The sequence below is a fragment of the Bradyrhizobium sp. MI1.3 genome, from assembly GCF_055811695.1.
This window is the reverse complement of sequence record NZ_JBVVPQ010000015.1, coordinates 62,927-81,581: the sequence shown is the minus strand read 5'-3', so window position 1 is coordinate 81,581 and position 18,655 is coordinate 62,927. Positions and strand designations below refer to the sequence as shown.

Genomic DNA, 18,655 nt, shown 5'->3' with positions numbered 1-18,655 from the left:
AACAACCGATGGCGGGGCCGCGTCACATCAGCGTCAGCGAGACCAGCCGGCCGGTGCTGCCGCGGCACGCCAAGCTGAAATATGACGAGACGCGAAAAGTCTGGGTGATCCTCGCGCCCGAACGCGTACTGGCGCCGGACGAGATCGCGGTCGAGGTCTTGCAGCTCTGCGACGGCGAGCGCAATGTCGGCGACATGTCCGACCAGCTCGCGGCAAAATACGCCGCGCCGCGCGAGGCGATCCTGGCCGACGTCATCGTCATGCTGCAGGATCTCGCCGACAAGGGCTTTCTCACGGAGGCCCGGGAGAAGACGTCATGAGCGATGTGCTCGGCAATCCCACCATTCCGCCCGACGCCAGTGACAGCCTCGCGGTGCTGGAGAAGAGCCGCTCGACGGCGGAGACGTTCGGCATTCCGCTCGCCGTGCTGCTCGAGATCACCCACCGCTGCCCCCTGCAATGCCCCTATTGCTCCAACCCGGTCGAGCTCGACCGCTCGGGCAAGGAGCTGACCACCGAGGAATGGAAGCAGGTGCTGAGCGAGCTCGCCGAGATCGGCGTGCTCCAGGTGCATTTCTCCGGCGGCGAGCCGACGGCGCGCAAGGACCTCGTCGAGCTGGTCAAGCATGCCAGCGACGTCGGCCTCTACACCAACCTCATCACCTCGGCCGTGCTGCTGACGCGCGAGCGGCTGAGCGAGCTGGCCGATGCCGGGCTCTGCCACGTGCAGATCAGCTTCCAGGGCGTTGAAGAAGGCTTGGCCGATCGCGTTGGCGGTTACAGAGGCGGGCACCGCAAGAAGCTCGAAGTGGCAAAATGGACGCGCGAGCTGGACCTGCCGCTCACCGTGAACGCGGTGATGCACCGGCAGAACCTGCACCAGCTGCCTGAGATCATCCAGATGTCGATCGATCTCGACGCCGACAGGCTCGAGGTCGCCAATGTGCAATATTACGGCTGGGCGCTGAAGAACCGCGCCGCGCTGATGCCGACGGTGGCGCAGCTCGACGAGTGCACCCGCATCGTCGAGGAGGCGCGCGAGCGGCTGAAGGGCCGGCTCACGATCGACTATGTCGTGCCCGATTATTACGCGCTGCGGCCGAAGAAGTGCATGGGCGGCTGGGGCCGGCAGTTCTTCAACATTTCGCCGGCCGGCAAGGTGCTGCCCTGCCACGCCGCCGAGAGCATCACCGGGCTCGACTTCGAATCGGTACGCTCCAACCATTCGATCGCCTGGATCTGGCAGAACTCGGACGCCTTCAACCGCTATCGCGGCACCGGCTGGATGAAGGAGCCGTGCAAGAGTTGCGAATTCCGCGAGATCGATTTCGGCGGCTGCCGCTGCCAGGCCTTTGCGCTGACCGGTGACGCTGCCAACACCGATCCGGCCTGTGCGCTGTCGCCGCTGCACGAGACCATCTTCAAGCAGGCCGAGCGCGAGGCCGAGGGCGAAACCAACCGCTTCGTCTATCGCAATTTCGCCGGTGGCACTCTGGAATCCGGGAATGATGCCTGACGCCGACGCGGCCAGCTCAGTCAAGCGCGCCGATCCTTTTGCGCCGCTGACCTCCGAAACGCTCGACGTCGGCGACGGCCACGAGCTCTATGTCGAGAGCGTCGGCCGCGCCGACGGAATCCCCGCGGTCTACCTGCATGGCGGCCCCGGCAGCGGCTGCCAGCCCGACCACCGCCGGCTGTTCGATCCCGACCGTTTCCATGCCGTGCTGTTCGACCAACGCGGCTGCGGCCGCAGCCGTCCGAAGGGATCGCGCGAGCACAACACCACGCAGCATCTGATCGCGGACATGGAAAAGATCCGCGAGAAATTCGGCGTCGCGCGCTGGATGGTGGTCGGCGGCTCCTGGGGCGCGACGCTGGCGCTGGCTTATGCGCAGGCGCATCCCGCGCGCGTCTCCGGGATTGCGCTCCGTGCGACGTTTCTCGGCACGCGTGCTGAAGTCGAGATCGCCTTCACCTCGCGCCTGTCGCAATTCTACCCCGCGCTCTACGAGGATTTTCTCAGCGTGCTGCCGCTCGAGCAGCGCGCGCGGCCGGTGGAAGCCTATTATCGCCGCATCCTCGATGCCGATCCGGCCGTGCATGGCCCGGCATCGCGCGCCTGGTACGATACCGAGCGCGCCTTGTCCGAGCACAAGGCGGCCAAGACCCGGCTGGACCTGGCGTCGCTGAACGTCTGGCGCACATTGCCGGCGACGCCCTTCATGGAGGCGCATTATTTCGTCCAGGACAGCTTCATGACGGAGAACGAGTTGTTGCGGAACGCCGGCAAGCTCGACGGCATTCCCGGCATCATCGTCCAGGGCCGCTACGATCTGTTGTGCCCTCCCGAGACATCGCAGGCGCTCGCGAAAGTGTGGCCGGGTTCCGAGATTCGCATCGTGGAAGAAGCCGGCCATTCGCTCTATGATACCGGCGTGCGGGACGCGGTCATGAAGTCGATCGCAGATATCGCTTCGAAGATTTCGCGATAGCGGGACAAGAAAATGCCACTCGCCGGGAAGGGCATGTTGCTCACGTCGATGAACATCGACGTTTCAGATGAAGCCGATTTCAATCGCTGGTACGATCGCGAGCATCTGGAAGAGCGCGTCGCGATCGAGGGATTCCTCGAGGCGCGGCGCTATCTCGCGCACGCCGCAAATCCCAAATATCTCTCGCTGTATTCGACCGCGACGCTCGACGTGCTCGATAGTCCCGCCTACCGGGCGCGGCTCGCCAATCAGACCGAATGGTCGCGGCGCAGCATGGCGCATTTCAAGGACATGCTGCGCGTGGTCGCCCGCATCACGATCAGCAACGGCACCGGCCGAGGCGCGGCGCTCGGCCTCGTGCGGTTGCGACCGACGCCGGACAATGCGGCCGCGTGGCGTGACGCACTGCAAGAACGGCTGGCGCCGGAAAAGCACGACGGCATCATCTCCATGCATCTGCTCGAAAGCGAGCCGGAATTGTCGGGCGCGACCGCGGACATTCCGGCAGTGCGCAACGAAGGCGCACGCGACTGGTTCGTGCTGATCGACGGCACGCATGTCGGCGCGGTCTCGGCCGTGATCGCCGCGCGCTTCACCGGCCCTGCCGCCTCGCCATTCCCGCTTCCCGTGTCGGTCGGCACCTACAGCCTGATGTGGGACCTCGCGAAGAGCGACATCGCGCGCAACTAAGACGCATCGCAACATGTTGCACCGCCGCATACTGCGCGCGGCAATTAATGATGTGCGCGCTGGGCTCCCATGAAAGCCGGTGATCACCCAAATTTGCCGTTGTACTTCGGACCGGTTCTAATAAGCTAACCCAATGACGTCATTCAGAAACCAGATCGCCGCGCGTTAGCGTTCGCCAAGCTCAAGAAAAGGCCGCCGGGTCTTTGAGCCTGCGCGGACAGGGTAGGAATGAAACCGACCGACATTGCGGCCCCCGACTACTTTCACAAAGTGGTCGATTGCCAATGGGCCTGTCCTGCGCACACCCCCGTTCCCGAATACATCCGACTGATCGCCCAAGGCCGCTACAGCGACGCCTATATGATCAACTGGAAATCGAACGTGTTTCCCGGAATTCTGGGACGCACCTGCGATCGTCCATGCGAGCCGGCGTGCCGCCGCGGACGCGTCGAGGAGACCCCGGTCGCGATCTGCCGCCTGAAGCGCGTCGCCGCCGATTTCAAGGACGACATCACGCAACGCCTGCCGCGGCCGTCGGCCAAGAACGGCAAGCGCGTTGCCTTCGTCGGCGGCGGTCCCGCTTCGCTGACGGTGGCCCGCGATCTCGCCCCGCTCGGCTATCACTGCACGGTGTTCGACGGCGATCCACGAGCCGGCGGCATGATGCGCTCGCAGATCCCGAAATTTCGCCTGCCGGATTCAGTCATCGACGAGGAGACCGGCTACATCCTGGGTCTCGGCGTTGACTTCAAGGGCGGCCACCGCATCGAAAGCATGAAGGCGCTGCTCGCGGAGAAGTATGACGCGATCTTCGTCGGCTCCGGCGCACCGCGCGGACGCGAGCTCGACATCCCCGGACGCAAGGAAGCAGCCGCCAACGTCCATATCGGCATCGACTGGCTGTCCTCGGTCTCGTTCGGCCATACCGACAAGATCGGCAAGCGCGTCATCGTGCTCGGCGGCGGCAACACCGCGATGGATTGCTGTCGCACCGCGCGTCGCCTCGGCGGCGAAGAGGTGAAAGTGGTCGTGCGCTCCGGCTTCGAGGAAATGAAGGCCTCGCCCTGGGAGAAGGAAGACGCGCTTCACGAGGACATCCCGATCCTCAACTTCCTCGTGCCCACAGCCTTCGTCCACGACAACGGCAAGCTCACCGGCATCACCTTCCAGAAGGTGAAGGCCGAATACGACGCCAAGGGCCGCCGCAACCTCGTGCCCTCGGGCGAGCCGGACCAAACCATCGAATGCGACGACGTGCTGGTCGCGGTCGGCCAGGAGAACGCCTTTCCCTGGATCGAGCAGGACTGCGGGATCGAGTTCGACAAATGGCACATGCCCAAGGTCGATCCGCAAACCTTCGTCTCGACCAACCCGAAAGTATTCTTCGGCGGCGACGCCGCGTTCGGGCCGAAGAATATCATCTGGGCGGTGGCGCAGGGCCATGATGCCGCGCTGTCGATCCACAAGATGCTCTCGGGCGAGGACGTCACCGAGCGTCCATTGCCGGAGGTGCACATCTCCTCGCAGAAGATGGGCATCCACGAATGGAGCTATGACAACGACATCTCCAACGACAAGCGCTACAAGGTGCCGCATCGCGACAAGGTGATCGCGCTGAAGGACATCCGCACGGAGGTCGAGCTCGGCTACGACGTCAAGCTGGCGCTGGGCGAGGCCGAGCGCTGCCTGAACTGCGACGTCCAGACCGTGTTCTCGACCTCGCTCTGCATCGAGTGCGACGCCTGCGTCGACATCTGTCCGATGGACTGCATCACCTTCACCGACAATGGCGAGGAAGGCGATCTCCGTCAGCGCCTGAAAGCGCCCTCGCTGCATCCGGACCAGGATCTCTATGTCTCGAGCGACCTCAAGACCGGGCGCGTGATGATCAAGGACGAGGATGTCTGCCTGCATTGCGGGCTGTGTGCCGAGCGCTGTCCCACCGGCGCCTGGGACATGCAGAAATATTTGATCGAGATGACTCACGCAGGTTCAGCATGTCCGACAAAAAGCCGATCAGCAGCGTAAACGACTTCGTCGTCCGCTTCGCCAACGTCAACGGATCGGGCTCGGCCAGCGCCAACGAGATGTTTGCGCGCGCGATCCTGCGCCATGGCGTTCCGGTGAGCCCCCGTAACATCTTCCCCTCCAACATCCAGGGCCTGCCGACCTGGTACGAGGTGCGGGTGACCGAACAGGGCCATCTCGGCGCCCGCGGCGGCGTCGACATGATGGTGGCGATGAACCCGCAGACCTGGGACAAGGACGTCGCCGGCATCGAGCCCGGCGGCTATCTGTTCTACGATTCCACCAAGCCGATGCCGTCAACGAAATTCCGCGACGACATCACCGTGATCGGTGTTCCCCTGACCGCGATCACCAACTCGACCTACACCGATCCGCGCCAGCGCCAGCTGTTCAAGAACATCATCTATCTCGGGGCGCTCTCGGCGCTGCTCGACATGGACCCGAAGCTGATCGAGCAGCTGATCGGCGAGCAGTACAAGCGCAAGGAGAAGCTCTTGTCCTCCAACGTCCACGCGCTGCATCTCGGCCGCGACTGGGCGCTGCAAAACCTGAAATGTCCGACCGGGCTGCGGGTGAAGAAGTCCGACAAGGTCGGCGACCGCATCTTCATCGAGGGCAACAGCGCCGCCGCGCTCGGCGCCGTCTATGGCGGCGCCACGGTGTGCGCCTGGTATCCGATCACGCCGTCCTCGTCCGTGGCCGAGGCTTTCACCGCCCACTGCAAGAAGTACCGGCACGATCCGGAAACCGGCAAGGCGAAATACGCGATCGTGCAGGGCGAGGACGAGCTCGCTTCGATCGGAATCGTGATCGGCGCCTCCTGGAACGGCGCGCGCGCCTTCACCGCGACCTCCGGCCCCGGCATCTCGCTAATGACCGAGTTCATCGGCCTGTCATATTTTGCCGAAATCCCGGCCGTGATCATGAACATCCAGCGCGCCGGTCCCTCGACCGGCATGCCGACCCGCACCCAGCAATGCGACATCATCGCCTGCGCCTATGCTTCGCATGGCGACACCAAGCATGTGCTGCTGTTCCCTGAAGATCCCGCCGAGGCGTTCGAGTTCGCAGCCGCGGCTTTCGATCTCGCCGAGCGGCTCCAGACCACGATCTTCCTGATGCTCGACCTCGACATCGGCATGAATCACCGGCTCTGCCGTCCGCTGAAATGGGACGACGCCAAGCAATATGACCGCGGCAAGGTGATGACCGCGGAGATGCTGGAGGAAGGCCGCGATTTCGGCCGCTATCTCGACGTCGACGGCGACGGCATCCCCTACCGAACCTATCCCGGCACGCATCCGACCAAGGGCTCATATTTTACCCGCGGCACGTCGCGCGACCGCTATGCGCGTTACTCCGAAGAAGGCTCGGTCTACGCCGACAACATGCAGCGGCTGATGCGCAAGTTCGAGACCGCGCAGGATTTGGTGCCGCGGCCGCTTCAGGCTAATGCGGAACGGCCGACCAAATACGGCGTGATCTATTTCGGTTCGACTACGCCGGCGATGGACGAGGCGATCGGATTGTTGGAGGCACGAGGCCATCAGCTCGATCGCCTGCGCATCCGCGCCTTCCCGTTCCACTCCAGCGTGGCGAGCTTCCTCGCCGAGCACGATTTCGTCTACGTGGTCGAGCAGAACCGCGACAGCCAGCTGCGCCAGCTCATCGTCAACGAAAACGGCATCGACCCGGTGCGGCTGGTGCCGATCGTGCACTACGACGGCTCGCCGATCACCGCCCGCTTCATCGCAAAAGCCATTGGCGACCACCAGGATCACCTCAAGGTGACCCCGCTCCGCAAGGCAGTGTCATGATGGTAAGGCGCAGGCATCGGATGCAATCACCTCTCCCCGCGTGCGGGGAGAGGTCGGATTGCGCAGCAATCCGGGTGAGGGGGACTCACCACGAGTCGAGCTCGTCGAAAGAGCCCCTCACCCCGACCCTCTCCCCGCGAAGAGCGGGGAGAGGGAGCAGAGAGAGACGGTCATGACCTACATCGCAAAGCCGAAATTCCACCATCCCGGGCTGAAGAAGAACGAGCTCGGCTACACCCATCGCGACTACGAAGGCAAGATCTCGACGCTGTGCGCCGGCTGCGGCCACGATTCGATCACGGCCTCGATCATCGAGGCCTGCTATGAGCTTTCGATCGAGCCGCACCGGGTTGCGAAGATCTCGGGCATCGGCTGCTCGTCGAAGACGCCGGACTATTTCCTCGGCAATTCGCACGGCTTCAACTCCGTGCACGGCCGCATGCCCAGCGTGCTGACCGGCGCCAATCTCGCCAATCGCGACCTGATCTATCTAGGTGTCTCCGGCGACGGCGATTCCGCCTCGATCGGCTTCGGCCAGTTCGCCCATTCGATCCGGCGCGGGGTGAACATGACCTATATCGTCGAGAACAACGGCGTCTACGGCCTGACCAAGGGCCAGTTCTCGGCGACCGCCGACCGCGGCTCGAAGTCCAAGAAGGGCGTCACCAACACCGACAACGCCATCGACCTCGTCGCCATCGCGCTGCAGTTGGGGGCGACTTTCGTCGCGCGCTCGTTCTCCGGCGACAAGACCCAGCTCGTGCCGCTGATCGCGGCCGCGATCCGCCACAAGGGCGCGTCGTTCATCGACGTCATCAGCCCCTGCATCGCCTTCAACAATCATGCCGGCTCGACCAAGAGCTTCGACTATGTTCGCGAGCACAATGACGCGGTGAACCGGCTCGACGTGCTGGTCGGCCGCGATCCGATTGCGGTGGATTACGCACCGGGCACGGTGCAAATGGTCGAGCAGCATGACGGCAGCAGGATCGCGCTGCGCAAGATCGATGCCGACTACGATCCGCATGACCGGCTCGGCGCCCAGACCTTCCTGCAAAAGCACGCCGCAAAGGGACAGATCGTCACGGGGCTGCTCTACGTCGATCCCGACGCGGAAGATCTGCACGAGCATCTCAACACGGTCGAGACGCCGCTCAACACGCTGGAAGCGGACACGCTCTGCCCGGGCTCGGCGATGCTGGACAAGTTCAACGCCAGCCTGCGGTGATCGCTACCGCGCCGCAGCCGGCTGCCGGACGCGTATGGTGATCTTCTCCGACACGATGGGCGGCTCGAACGGATAGTGCTTGGCATCGCCCAGCACGAGTTGGAGCGTATGCGTCCCGGGCGGAAGCTCGAGAAGCGTTTCGGTCTGCCCTGCCCCGAAATGCAGATGCGACTTGTCCTGCAGGATCGGCTCCTTGGGATCGATGGGGTCGTTGACGTCGATCAGCAAATGATGGTGACCGGCGTTCTGATACTCGTCGCCGGCATGGGTCACTCCCATGTTGCGCAAGCCGAACCGGACCCAGAATCCGCCGCGGACCTTCTGCCCGTCATGCGGGGTGATGAAATAGAGCTTGGCGTCCTTGGGCGCTGCCTTGCCCTGCGAAAAGGCCACCCCCGGGAGCAATGCGAGCGCCGCCGCCAGCGCGACGCAACGAAGGATCTGCATCAAACCAACTCCTCCACTCAAGGGCTGAGCGCCACGCGGAATCCGTGCGTCGGATAACGAACGTTGGTGTCGTAGCCATCGCGGTTGGACGGCCGCACATATCTCGAATCGTTCTTCCAGGAGCCCGAGCGCAGGACATGAGCGCTGCAGTCCCCGCTGCTCCATGCCGAGCCGTCACCGGGCGCGCCCTGATAGGTCTTATGCCAGCAGTCCTCGACCCATTGATCGATACCGCCGCCCATGTCGTGGAGCCCGAACGGATTAGGCCTGAAGCTGCCGACCTTCGCCGGTTGCTCGGCCGCGAGATCACCGCAATCCTTGCAACCGGCCATGCCCGGCTGCAGCTTGTCGCCCCACCAATATTTGGTCTGCGTTCCGCCCCGCGCGGCATATTCCCATTCGGCTTCGCTCGGAAGCCGATAAGTCTTCTTCGTCGCCTGAGCGAGATAGGCCGCATATTGCTGCGCGTCGGTCCAGCTCACATTGCTGACCGGCGCATCGTCCTTGCCGATGGCCGTGAAGCCGCACGCCTTTGCAGCGGCGCACTCATTCCATTCCTGCACGGTCACCGGATATTTTCCGATCGAGAACGGCTTGACCGCCACCTGATGGACGGGACGCTCGGTCGGATCGTCATTGCTTCCCATCGCAAAGCTGCCGCCGCGAATGGCGACCATCTCGGGTTCGCGGACGGCCGTTGCCGATTGAGTTGGCGCCGGAGCGGGCGACGGAGATGACGAAGCCGACGAGGGAGAAGGCTGCGGCGTCTGCGGCGCTGCTTCGCGCGACGGAGGCTGCGGGCTCGGTGATGCGGCAGGCGAAGCGGTGGGAGAAGCGGTGGGCCCGGTGGCCTGCTCGCTCACCCTGCCCGGTGTCTGAGCCAGCAGATACCACAGCACACCGGCGGCAATCACCGACAGCGTGATACCCAGGAGAAAGATCAGAGTATTCTCGCGCCGCCCCCGCGTCCTGCCGACCGCGTCTGCATCCGGCAGCACTTTATAGACGCGCACGGGATCGGTGATGTTCTTGACCTTGCGGTCCCCGAGCGACTCGTAACCGCACACGACCTTGTGCTTGATCTGCTCGTAGATCGCGCCGGAGATAAAGACCTGGCCTGGCTCGGCGATGCCCTCGATGCGCGTGGCGATGTTGACGCCGTCGCCGTAGACGTCGTCCGGCTCCACGATGACATCACCGAGATTGACGCCAATCCGGTACTCGATCCGAGTGTCCTTCGGAAGCGAGGCGTTGCGGCCGATGAGATTCTGCTGGATGACGATGCTGCATCGGACGGCCTCGACCGGACTGTCGAAAATCGCGATGAAGCCGTCGCCCGTCGTCTTCACCAGACTTCCATTGTGCTCGACGATGCTGGGCTGGATGAGATCCCGCTCGATCCGCTTGACGCGGACGTGCGTGCCCTCCTCGTCGGCCTGCATCAGGCGGCTGTAGGAAGCGATGTCACCGACAATGATGGCCGCGAGGCGACGAGGCATAGGGCCGTGCGAAGGCGGCTCGTCATTCCCGGATCTGAAGCTGCGAATTTCGCCCATTGCGGGGACTCCACAAACTTACAAAGGCAGACCCCAACCTACGACTGCCAAAGGCGATCGTCTGTGAAGGCTATCACATCGACGAAATCGGGCAATGTCCGTGGGGATCGCAGGAGTCGAGTTCCGAAAGGCGAAGGCGTTACATCGAATGAACCTTTATGACCCCACCGATGACTAACGCCCCGCGTGGAACTAATCACCTCGCTCCGCCCTGCGATGCTCGTGTCATTGATGTGCGAACCATGAACGCGTCGCACCGGGTTCGCGTCTAAAGTACAGCTCAGTTGCTGCACGCGAGGCCATCATGAAGTCTTTTCTCGTTGCTGCCGTCTTCCTTGCCGCGCTCGGCGGCGCCGCTCAGGCCGAGGAGGCCGACGATATCCGTGAGGCCAGCAAGGCCGAAGCCGAGACCTTCAACGCGCGCATGTATGCGGGCGTACCCGGCAACAAGGCCTATGCCTGCTTCGTGCGGCGCTACGATGCCGAGCACCTGGCGCGTCATCCGAAGCAGAAGGTCGCCGCGATGAAGCTGCTGATCTCGGCGGAGATGGACACCGAAGACAAGCAGCTCCACAACTCCTTCCGCCTCGGCTTCAGATATCGTCACCGCTCCGGCGATTTCGATTCCAGCGGCTCCTGTCATCACGCCGTGTTCACCAAGGACGGCACCGAAATCCGCCTCGGTTGCGGCGTCGACTGCGAGGGCGGCGGCATCGGCGTCGCGCTCTCGAAGGACGACAAATCGGCGATCGTGCGGCTGGCGCGGGTCAGGGTCTGGCAGAACAACAAGCCGGACGACGATGCCGAACTGTCACTGGTCGCCGGGGCCGACGACGGGATTTTCCGCCTAGATCGAACGGACAATAAGGAATGCGCCTCGCTCGTGACCGACCGCAAGGAACTCGCCGCGCTCCGCCACAAATGATATGTGTCCGGCGCAATCGAGGGAGATCGTCATGAACCGCCGGAATATGTTGTGGAGCGCCGTCTCAGGCCTGGGCGTGGCGCTTGGCGCCTCCAGCGCGAAGGCCGCGACGGACGCCGGCACGGGCAACAAGCTGAAGGTGGTGTATCATTTGAGCGATGCCGAGAAGGTCAACTTCGTCCTCGGCAACATCCAGAACCACATCGACGGCGTCGGCGGCTCCGACCATGTGACGATCGCGCTGGTGATCCACGGCCCGGCACTGAAGGCGTTTCACTCGGCGCAGGCCAACCCTGACATCAGCAAGCGCGTCGGCGATTTTTCGAAGGATGGCGTCGAGCTTGCCGCCTGCGGCAACACGATGAAGGCGCAGAACGTCACGCTCACGGATCTCCTGCCGGGCTTCGTCAGCGCGGAGAAGGGTGGCGTCGTCCGTTTGGCCGAGCTCCAGTCGCAGGGTTATCTCTATCTGCGGCCGTAGGTAGCAGCGAAACTGGTGGGCTCCCTCCCCCGCTTGCGGGGGAGGGTCGGGGAGAGGGTGTCTCAGCAATCGAGAACCCCCAAGAGGAGAGAGCCCTCACCCGGCGCTGCGCGCCGACCTCTCCCGCAAGCGGGAGAGGTAAGAGGAGTTTGCGGGATCGCTTCCACACCACTTCCCACTTGACACATCCATAACTCCACGGTTATGAATATACCCATAACTTACAGGTTATGGATTACATGCCCGCCGCCGCTCACGACCTTCTGTTCAGGACGCTCGCCGACCCCACCCGTCGGGCGATCTTCGAGCGATTGTGCCGCGAGGGCGAACAGACGGTCGGGGCCCTGACGGCACTGTCGGGCGTGTCCCAGCCGGCGGTCTCAAAACATCTCGGCGCGCTGAAGCAGGCTGGCCTCGTGCGCGACCGGCATCAAGGACGGCAGACGCATTACAGCGCCCAACCCGGCGCGCTCAATCCGCTGATCGACTGGACCAGCCAGATGGCCGGATTCTGGCAGAACCGGCTCGACGCGCTCGACGATCTCCTGAAGAGGATGGACCAATGAACGAATCCGCGACCGAAACCCGATCTGTCGTCGTCGAGCGCGAATTTGCCTTTCCGGCAGAGCGGATCTGGCGCGCGCTGACGCAGCCGCATCTGATCGAGGAATGGCTGATGAAGAACGACTTCAAGCCGAACGTGGGCCACCGCTTCAACCTTCGCGGCGAATGGGGCGGCGTGCTGGACTGCGAAGTCCTCACCATCGAGCCGCAGAAGACGCTCGCCTACACCTGGAATTTCTCGCACGAGGACGCGGCGTTCGATCTCAAGAGCGTCGTGACCTTCACGCTGACGCCGACGGGCGCAGGCACTCATCTGCGTGTCGAGCAAGCGGGCTTCAGCCCGGCGCAGAAGCAGGCATTTGGCGGCGCGCATGCCGGCTGGAAGCAGTTTCTCACCAAGCTGGACGAGCTGCTGGCCAAGGCAGACTAGCTCGGCCGCCGGCCTTCATTTCGATCATCTCAAGAGGAGGTTTCATTGACCGGAAATATGTGGATTCGACAGATCCATCGCTGGCTGTCGATTGCTTTCACGCTGGCCGTCATCGCCAACATCGTCGCCCTGACGATGCAAGTCCAGGCGACGTGGATCGGCTTGCTCGCCTTCGTCCCATTGATCCCGTTGCTTGCGACCGGGCTCTACATGTTCGCGCTGCCATATCTCGGCCGCGGCCGCGGCGCCCGACAAGAGGCGTGAGCATGAAGAAGGCCGTGACCGCGAAAACCAGCAGCGCGACGAAGACGAATGGCGCTTCGCCATCCAGAATGATCGACGGCAGGATCAAGGAGCTCGGCGACTGGCGCGGCGACATGCTCGGGCGAATCCGCGGCCTGATCAAGGAGGCCGACCCTGATGTCGTCGAGGAATGGAAGTGGCGCGGCGTTCCGGTGTGGGAGCACGACGGCATCATCTGCACCGGCGAGACCTACAAGGCCGTGGTGAAGATGACCTTTGCCAAGGGCGCCGCGCTGGACGATCCCGCCGGCCTGTTCAACTCGAGCCTCGACGGCAACGTGCGCCGCGCGATCGATATTCGCGAAGGCGACAAGATCAACGAGAAGGCGTTGAAGGCGCTGATCCGCGCAGCCGTGGAGCTGAATGCGTCGAAAGCCAAGAAGAAGCCGGCGAAGAAGCGATCGACTTAGAGCACGATTGATTCACGTTGATCGCTTTAGCAGCCGCGGACTGGCTGCAACCTCTCCCGCTTGCGGGAGAGGTCGGCGCGTAGCGCCGGGTGAGGGCTCTATCCTCTGGGGGAATCCCGCTGCGGAGACACCCTCTCCCCACCCCTCCCCCGCAAGCGGGGGAGGGAGCGCAGCTCCCTGGCAGAAGCCACAAGGCTAATCTCATCGCGCTCCGGAAGCTGCCCCGCCCTCACGCCACCGCCGAGATCGGCCGCGGGCTCACGACGTATTCGCGCAGCACCTTGTCGTTGGAATCGACCTCGATCAGTGCGACATCGTAGGTCCAGAGATCGGCGAGATGCTGGAGCACGCGCTTGGCGTCGGTCTCGTTGAGCTGCGCGCCCTTGATGACATGGTGATGCAGGATCAGCCGCCGGTCGCCGGAGAGATCGACGTCGACCACCTCGATATTCGCGTCGATGTAGCCGACATCGTGCTGCCGTGCCAGCTCGCGCCGGACACGGCGGAAGCCGCGCTCGTCGTGAATGGCGTCGACCCGGATGCCGGCGCGCTCCTCGGGATCGTCATGCAGGTGGAACATGCGGAGATGCCGCATCAGCTTCGGACTCAGGAACTGGGCGATAAAACTCTCGTCGCGGTAATTGGCCCAGACGTCGCGCAGCACGCCCATCACGTCGTTCTTGCCGGCGATGTCCGGGAACCACTCGCGGTCCTCGTCTTCCGGCCGGGTGACGATGCGCTCGATGTCCTGCATCATGGCGAAGCCGAGCGCATAGGGATTGAAGCCGGAAAAGCGCTGGTCGTCGAATTCGGGCTGGAACACGACGTTGGTGTGCGACTGCAGGAATTCGAGAAAATTGCCGTCGCTGATGCGGCCCTGCTGATGCAGCTTGGTCATGATGCGATAGTGGACGTAGGTCGCCGTCCCCTCGTTCATCACCTTGGTCTGGCTCTGCGGATAGAAATATTGCGCGATGTGGCGGACGATGCGCAACAGCTCGCGCTGCCAGGGGGCCAGCCGCGGCGCGCTCTTCTCGAGGAAATACAGCAGGTTTTCCTGCGGCAGGCCGAGCAGCTTGCGGCGCCGTTCGACGCTGAGCGCGGACCGGGTCTTGCTCTTTCCCGCCGGCACGGTGCGCCAGAGGTCGTTGAAGACCTCCTCCTCATGCTGGCGGCGGCGCCCTGCCCGCTTCTCTTCGGCGCGGAGATCGAGCTTCTTCTTGCCGGGATAGCGGTCGATCCCATGCGACATCAGCGCATGCGCGGCATCGAGGGTGCGCTCGACCTCGACGCGGCCGTAGCGATCCTCGCATTGCATGACGTAGTTCTTGGCGAAATCCAGATAGTCCAGGATGCCGTCGGCGTCGGTCCACTGCTTGAACAGATAGTTGTTCTTGAAGAAGTGGTTGTGGCCGAAGGCGGCGTGCGCGATCACCAGGGTCTGCATCGTCGCCGTGTTCTCCTCCATCAGGTAGGAGATGCAGGGCGAGGAGTTGATCACGATCTCATAGGCAAGTCCCATCAGGCCCTTGCGGTATGAGGCCTCGTGATACGCGAAGTGCTTTCCGAATGACCAGTGCTTGTAGAACAGCGGCATGCCGACCGACGAATAGGCGTCCAGCATCTGCTCGGCGGTGATGACTTCGATCTGGTTCGGATAGACGTCGAGCCCGAGATCTTTCGTCGCCACCTCCTCGCAGGCATCCGTGATGCGCTGCAAGGTGTGAAAATCCCAATCGGCGCCTTCGAACAAGCGTTCTGTCATGGAGCGGCTTTCTCCTGGGCAGTGTCGCGGCGCTGAAACAGATCGTGGAAGACCGGAAAAATCTCGCTGCGCTCGCTGACCTTGCGCATCGAGAGCGGTGCGCCGCTGTTGCGCAGGCGCTCGTAGAGAGTCCAGAGCGAGGAGTCAGACAGATCGAAAGCGCTGCCGCCGGACTCGCCGACCTCGAGATAGGCAAAGAACTGGCAGACCGGCAGGATCTTGTCGGTCAGCAGCATGCCCGCGAGCTCGCCGTCGGAATAGGAATTGTCGCCGTCGGAGGCTTGGGCGGCGTAGATATTCCAGTCCGACGGGCTGAAGCGTTCGCGCACGATCTCGTGCATCGCCTGCAGCGCGCTGGAGACCAGCGTGCCGCCGGAAGCCGGGCCGTAGAAGAAGGTCTGCTCGTCCACCTCCTCGGCGCGATCGGTGTGGCGGATGAAGACGATGTCGACATGCTTGTAGCGGCGCTTCAGGAACACGTAGAGCAGCATGTAGAAGCGCTTGGCGAGATCCTTCATGTGCTCGGACATCGAGCCCGACACGTCCATCAGGCAGAACATCACGGCCTGGGCAACGGGCTTGGGCACCGTCTCGAAGCGGCGGTAGCGGATATCGAGCGGATCGATGAAGGGAATGCGCTTGGACTTCGCCTTCAGTTTTTCGAGCTGGGCCATCAGCACCAGACGCTCGTCCTCGTCCGCGCAGGCGGCGATGGCGGCTTCCAGCTCTTCGATCTCCTCCTTGCTGGGACGCTTGAGCGCGATACGGCGCGCCAGTGCGCGCCGAACCGTCCGGCTCACCGAGATGTTGGATGGCGAGCCCGACGTGGTGTAGCCGGCGCGCTGGATGCCCTCGCTCTCGGTGTGCGCGATCTTGCGCTTGGCAAGGTCGGGCAATTCGAGATCGTCGAGAAAGAGATCGACGAATTCGTCGCGGCTGAGCACGAAACGGAAGGCGTCCTCGCTGTCGCCTTCGCCCGGTCCGGAATCCTTGGCGCTGCCCTGGCCCGAGCGCTGGAGGTAGTCGCCCTCGATGAACTTCTTGTTCCCGGGCAACACCATGTCGCGCGTTCCGCCGTCGCGGCGGAAACGCGGCTCATGCATGCCGTCGAGCGGAATGGTGACCTCGCCACCCTCCAGGACGTCCTTGATGTCGCGTTCCTGCGAGGTCTTCTTGACGGCGCCCTGCACCAGGGATTTGGCCCGACGCAAGAACCGCTGCCGGTTCTCGAGACTCTTGCCGCCTGGATTCAGGCGCCTGTCAATAATGTGAATCGGCACTTTTCCATCCGCCTCAACCGGCCTGCTTCACGCGCATGTACCATTCGACGAGCCGGCGAACCTGACGCTCGGTGTAGCCGCGCTCCACCATGCGTGCGACGAACTCGCCGTGCTTCTTCTCCGTCTCGCCGTCCTTCTTCGACCCGAAGGAGATGACCGGAAGCAGGTCCTCGACCTGGGAGAATATCCGCTTTTCGATCACATCGCGAATCTTCTCGTAGGAGATCCAGGTCGGATTCTTGCCGCCGTTCTGGGCGCGCGACCGTAACGAGAATTTGACCACCTCGTTGCGGAAATCCTTCGGATTGGCGATGCCCGCCGGCTTCTCGATCTTGGTCAGCTCCTGGTTCAAAAGCTCGCGATCCAACAGCTGGCCGGTGTCGGCGTCCTTGAAATCCTGGTCCTCGATCCAGGCATCGGCGTAGTCGACGTAGCGGTCGAACAGGTTCTGGCCGTAATCCGAGTAGGATTCGAGATAAGCCTTCTGGATCTCGTTGCCGATGAACTCGGCATAACGCGGTGCAAGGTCCGCCTTGATGAATTCGAGGTAGCGCTTCTCGACTTCCTCGGGCAGCTGCTCGCGCTTGATCGATTGCTCCAGCGCGTACATCAGATGCACGGCGTCGGCGGCGACTTCCTGCGGATCGTGGTTGAAGGTCGCAGCCAGGATCTTGAAGGCAAAGCGGGTGGAAACACCGTCCATGCCCTCGTCGACGCCGGCGGCATCGCGATATTCCTGGACGCTGCGCGCCTTCGGATCGGTCTCCTTCAGGCTCTCGCCGTCGTAGACCCTCATCTTGGCGTAGGTCGTGGAATTTTCGTGCTTGCGCAGGCGCGACATCACCGAGAACCGCGCCAGCGTTTCCAGCGTCGCGGGCGCGCAAGGCGCGGCCGCGAGCTCGGAGCCCTGGATCAGCTTCTCGTAGATCTTCTGCTCCTCCGTGATCCGCAGGCAGTACGGCACCTTGATCACGCAGATGCGGTCGATGAAGGCCTCGTTGTTCTTGTTGGCCTTGAAGCTCGACCACTCGGCTTCGTTGGAGTGCGCGAGGATGACACCGGTGAACGGAATCGCGCCGATGTTCTCGGTGCCGATGTAGTTGCCTTCCTGCGTCGCGGTGAGCAGCGGATGCAGCATCTTGATCGGCGCTTTGAACATCTCGACGAACTCGAGCACGCCCTGGTTGGCGCGATTGAGGCCGCCGGAATAGCTGTAGGCGTCGGGATCGTTCTGCGCGTAGGTTTCGAGCTTGCGGATGTCGACCTTGCCGACCAGAGAGGAGATGTCCTGGTTGTTCTCGTCACCCGGCTCGGTCTTGGCGATGCCGATCTGGCGCAGCCGCGACGGCTGGATTTTTGCGACTCGGAACTGGGAAATGTCGCCGCCGAAGGCTTCCAGCCGCTTGTAGCACCACGGGCTCATCAGGCCGGTGAGACGGCGGCGTGGAATGCCGTATTTCTCTTCCAGCATCGGGCCGAGCTGATCCGGATCGAACAGGCTGAGCGGACTTTCGAACACGGGCGAGAGCTCGTCGCCAGCCTTGAGCACGTAGATCGGATGCACTTCCATCAGCGACTTCAGCCGCTCGGCGAGCGAGGATTTGCCGCCGCCGACCGGACCGAGCAGATACAGGATCTGCTTACGCTCTTCGAGGCCCTGCGCCGCGTGACGGAAGAAACCGACGATGCGCTCGATGGTTTCTTCCATGCCGTAGAAGCCGGCGAAGGCCGGATAGGTGCGGATCGTGCGGTTCAAAAAAATACGGCCAAGGCGTGGGTCCTTGGCCGTGTCAATCGTCTGGGGCTCACCGATCGCTGCTAGCAGTCGTTCGGCCGCGTTCGCGTATTTCATGGGATCGCTTCGACACGATTCCAGATATTCCGCCATCGACATGTCGTGTTGGCTTCTCGCCTCGAACGACTTAGCGAAAGCGTTGAATAGAGAATCGTTGTACATGATCCCTCTCCGCGTGAGTTCCGCTACACAATTGAACGAAAGCAGCGACCGGACCGTTCCTTAGCGCCACTCTCGAATCAGCGTGAGCACATGACGATCATTCGACACCCGGGCGCCTTCTCGGCGCAACGCACAACGTAGGCACAGGGTGAGTTACGAACAGGCACCTGCCTGATATTTGAGCGAATCTTTGTCTATATTGGCTCATTTCCAGAAAATGTCACTCGCTCGCAACATCCGGGCGTTACCGGGGATGCGTTCATCCGGCCTCGCATCATAGCG

The 18,655-nt window shown here is 63.0% G+C and carries 18 protein-coding genes; 13 read left to right on the top strand and 5 right to left on the bottom strand.

The window, feature by feature from the left end; translation table 11 throughout:
* Nucleotides 1-8 precede the first annotated feature (8 nt).
* The 7 genes from pqqD to AC0L3A_RS13650 all read left to right on the top strand — a co-directional run bounded on the left by pqqD (nucleotide 9) and on the right by AC0L3A_RS13650 (nucleotide 8,255).
* Complete coding sequence (gene pqqD / locus AC0L3A_RS13680) at nucleotides 9-320, top strand: pyrroloquinoline quinone biosynthesis peptide chaperone PqqD (protein WP_354168225.1); 312 nt, start codon at nucleotides 9-11, stop codon at nucleotides 318-320.
* Nucleotides 317-1,516, top strand: coding sequence for a pyrroloquinoline quinone biosynthesis protein PqqE (gene pqqE / locus AC0L3A_RS13675; RefSeq protein WP_473254550.1), 1,200 nt, complete (start codon nucleotides 317-319; stop codon nucleotides 1,514-1,516). The genes pqqD and pqqE overlap by 4 nt, the downstream gene beginning before the upstream one ends.
* Nucleotides 1,506-2,492: a prolyl aminopeptidase gene (gene pip / locus AC0L3A_RS13670; protein WP_473254549.1), complete on the top strand. Its 987-nt coding sequence runs from the start codon at nucleotides 1,506-1,508 to the stop codon at nucleotides 2,490-2,492. Before pqqE ends, pip begins: the two co-directional genes overlap by 11 nt.
* Nucleotides 2,493-2,504: 12 nt before the next feature.
* A complete protein-coding gene (locus tag AC0L3A_RS13665; protein WP_473254548.1) occupies nucleotides 2,505-3,182 on the top strand; it encodes a hypothetical protein in 678 nt (225 codons plus the stop codon).
* A gap of 228 nt (nucleotides 3,183-3,410) precedes the next feature.
* The gene (locus AC0L3A_RS13660; protein WP_007595682.1) at nucleotides 3,411-5,210 is read left to right on the top strand and encodes an FAD-dependent oxidoreductase; all 1,800 of its coding nucleotides are present in this window, start codon (nucleotides 3,411-3,413) and stop codon (nucleotides 5,208-5,210) included.
* Entirely contained in the window at nucleotides 5,180-7,027 is a 1,848-nt protein-coding gene (locus tag AC0L3A_RS13655) for a 2-oxoacid:acceptor oxidoreductase subunit alpha (protein WP_473254547.1), read from the top strand. Before AC0L3A_RS13660 ends, AC0L3A_RS13655 begins: the two co-directional genes overlap by 31 nt.
* Nucleotides 7,028-7,199: 172 nt before the next feature.
* On the top strand, nucleotides 7,200-8,255 hold the full coding sequence (locus AC0L3A_RS13650; protein WP_007595686.1) for a 2-oxoacid:ferredoxin oxidoreductase subunit beta: 1,056 nt from the start codon (nucleotides 7,200-7,202) through the stop codon (nucleotides 8,253-8,255).
* 3 nt (nucleotides 8,256-8,258) lie between these two features.
* On the opposite strand, the gene AC0L3A_RS13645 is transcribed toward AC0L3A_RS13650, so the two are convergent.
* Complete coding sequence (locus AC0L3A_RS13645) at nucleotides 8,259-8,702, bottom strand: DUF4399 domain-containing protein (protein ID WP_007595687.1); 444 nt, start codon at nucleotides 8,700-8,702, stop codon at nucleotides 8,259-8,261.
* Between the two features lie 17 nt (nucleotides 8,703-8,719).
* On the bottom strand, nucleotides 8,720-10,258 hold the full coding sequence (locus AC0L3A_RS13640; protein ID WP_473254546.1) for an SUMF1/EgtB/PvdO family nonheme iron enzyme: 1,539 nt from the start codon (nucleotides 10,256-10,258) through the stop codon (nucleotides 8,720-8,722).
* 304 nt (nucleotides 10,259-10,562) lie between these two features.
* Here AC0L3A_RS13640 and AC0L3A_RS13635 point away from each other — a divergent pair, with 304 nt between their 5' ends.
* The 6 genes from AC0L3A_RS13635 (at nucleotide 10,563) to AC0L3A_RS13610 (ending at nucleotide 13,371) form a co-directional block, all read left to right on the top strand.
* Complete coding sequence (locus tag AC0L3A_RS13635) at nucleotides 10,563-11,183, top strand: hypothetical protein (RefSeq protein ID WP_473254545.1); 621 nt, start codon at nucleotides 10,563-10,565, stop codon at nucleotides 11,181-11,183.
* A gap of 31 nt (nucleotides 11,184-11,214) precedes the next feature.
* A complete protein-coding gene (locus AC0L3A_RS13630; protein WP_473254544.1) occupies nucleotides 11,215-11,664 on the top strand; it encodes a DsrE family protein in 450 nt (149 codons plus the stop codon).
* Nucleotides 11,665-11,903: 239 nt separating this feature from the next.
* Nucleotides 11,904-12,230, top strand: coding sequence for an ArsR/SmtB family transcription factor (locus AC0L3A_RS13625; RefSeq protein WP_007595691.1), 327 nt, complete (start codon nucleotides 11,904-11,906; stop codon nucleotides 12,228-12,230).
* Nucleotides 12,227-12,658, top strand: coding sequence for an SRPBCC family protein (locus tag AC0L3A_RS13620; protein WP_007595695.1), 432 nt, complete (start codon nucleotides 12,227-12,229; stop codon nucleotides 12,656-12,658). The genes AC0L3A_RS13625 and AC0L3A_RS13620 overlap by 4 nt, the downstream gene beginning before the upstream one ends.
* Nucleotides 12,659-12,703: 45 nt before the next feature.
* Nucleotides 12,704-12,922 (top strand): hypothetical protein, encoded by a 219-nt coding sequence (locus AC0L3A_RS13615; protein WP_007595696.1) that lies wholly within the window; start codon nucleotides 12,704-12,706, stop codon nucleotides 12,920-12,922.
* Between the two features lie 2 nt (nucleotides 12,923-12,924).
* On the top strand, nucleotides 12,925-13,371 hold the full coding sequence (locus AC0L3A_RS13610) for a DUF1801 domain-containing protein (RefSeq protein ID WP_473254543.1): 447 nt from the start codon (nucleotides 12,925-12,927) through the stop codon (nucleotides 13,369-13,371).
* A 229-nt stretch (nucleotides 13,372-13,600) separates the two neighbouring features.
* Here the strand turns inward: AC0L3A_RS13610 and AC0L3A_RS13605 are convergent, their stop codons facing one another.
* Genes AC0L3A_RS13605 through AC0L3A_RS13595 form a run of 3 tightly spaced genes read right to left on the bottom strand, consistent with a single transcriptional unit; the run spans nucleotide 13,601 to nucleotide 18,373 of the window.
* On the bottom strand, nucleotides 13,601-15,136 hold the full coding sequence (locus AC0L3A_RS13605) for a SpoVR family protein (protein WP_007595700.1): 1,536 nt from the start codon (nucleotides 15,134-15,136) through the stop codon (nucleotides 13,601-13,603).
* Complete coding sequence (locus AC0L3A_RS13600; RefSeq protein WP_198288307.1) at nucleotides 15,133-16,410, bottom strand: YeaH/YhbH family protein; 1,278 nt, start codon at nucleotides 16,408-16,410, stop codon at nucleotides 15,133-15,135. Before AC0L3A_RS13600 ends, AC0L3A_RS13605 begins: the two co-directional genes overlap by 4 nt.
* Before the next feature lie 19 nt (nucleotides 16,411-16,429).
* Nucleotides 16,430-18,373: a PrkA family serine protein kinase gene (locus AC0L3A_RS13595; protein WP_007595704.1), complete on the bottom strand. Its 1,944-nt coding sequence runs from the start codon at nucleotides 18,371-18,373 to the stop codon at nucleotides 16,430-16,432.
* Nucleotides 18,374-18,655: the final 282 nt, after the last annotated feature.

Coding starts and splice junctions, on each gene's coding strand:
- pip (WP_473254549.1), top strand. CDS start 1,506: ATGATGCCTGACGCCGACGCGGCCAGCTCAGTCAAGCGCGCCGATCCT.
- AC0L3A_RS13645 (WP_007595687.1), bottom strand. CDS start 8,702: ATGCAGATCCTTCGTTGCGTCGCGCTGGCGGCGGCGCTCGCATTGCTC.
- AC0L3A_RS13605 (WP_007595700.1), bottom strand. CDS start 15,136: ATGACAGAACGCTTGTTCGAAGGCGCCGATTGGGATTTTCACACCTTG.
- AC0L3A_RS13655 (WP_473254547.1), top strand. CDS start 5,180: ATGTCCGACAAAAAGCCGATCAGCAGCGTAAACGACTTCGTCGTCCGC.
- AC0L3A_RS13620 (WP_007595695.1), top strand. CDS start 12,227: ATGAACGAATCCGCGACCGAAACCCGATCTGTCGTCGTCGAGCGCGAA.
- AC0L3A_RS13665 (WP_473254548.1), top strand. CDS start 2,505: ATGCCACTCGCCGGGAAGGGCATGTTGCTCACGTCGATGAACATCGAC.
- AC0L3A_RS13595 (WP_007595704.1), bottom strand. CDS start 18,373: ATGTACAACGATTCTCTATTCAACGCTTTCGCTAAGTCGTTCGAGGCG.
- AC0L3A_RS13650 (WP_007595686.1), top strand. CDS start 7,200: ATGACCTACATCGCAAAGCCGAAATTCCACCATCCCGGGCTGAAGAAG.
- AC0L3A_RS13660 (WP_007595682.1), top strand. CDS start 3,411: ATGAAACCGACCGACATTGCGGCCCCCGACTACTTTCACAAAGTGGTC.
- AC0L3A_RS13610 (WP_473254543.1), top strand. CDS start 12,925: ATGAAGAAGGCCGTGACCGCGAAAACCAGCAGCGCGACGAAGACGAAT.
- AC0L3A_RS13640 (WP_473254546.1), bottom strand. CDS start 10,258: ATGGGCGAAATTCGCAGCTTCAGATCCGGGAATGACGAGCCGCCTTCG.
- AC0L3A_RS13625 (WP_007595691.1), top strand. CDS start 11,904: ATGCCCGCCGCCGCTCACGACCTTCTGTTCAGGACGCTCGCCGACCCC.
- pqqE (WP_473254550.1), top strand. CDS start 317: ATGAGCGATGTGCTCGGCAATCCCACCATTCCGCCCGACGCCAGTGAC.
- AC0L3A_RS13635 (WP_473254545.1), top strand. CDS start 10,563: ATGAAGTCTTTTCTCGTTGCTGCCGTCTTCCTTGCCGCGCTCGGCGGC.
- pqqD (WP_354168225.1), top strand. CDS start 9: ATGGCGGGGCCGCGTCACATCAGCGTCAGCGAGACCAGCCGGCCGGTG.
- AC0L3A_RS13630 (WP_473254544.1), top strand. CDS start 11,215: ATGAACCGCCGGAATATGTTGTGGAGCGCCGTCTCAGGCCTGGGCGTG.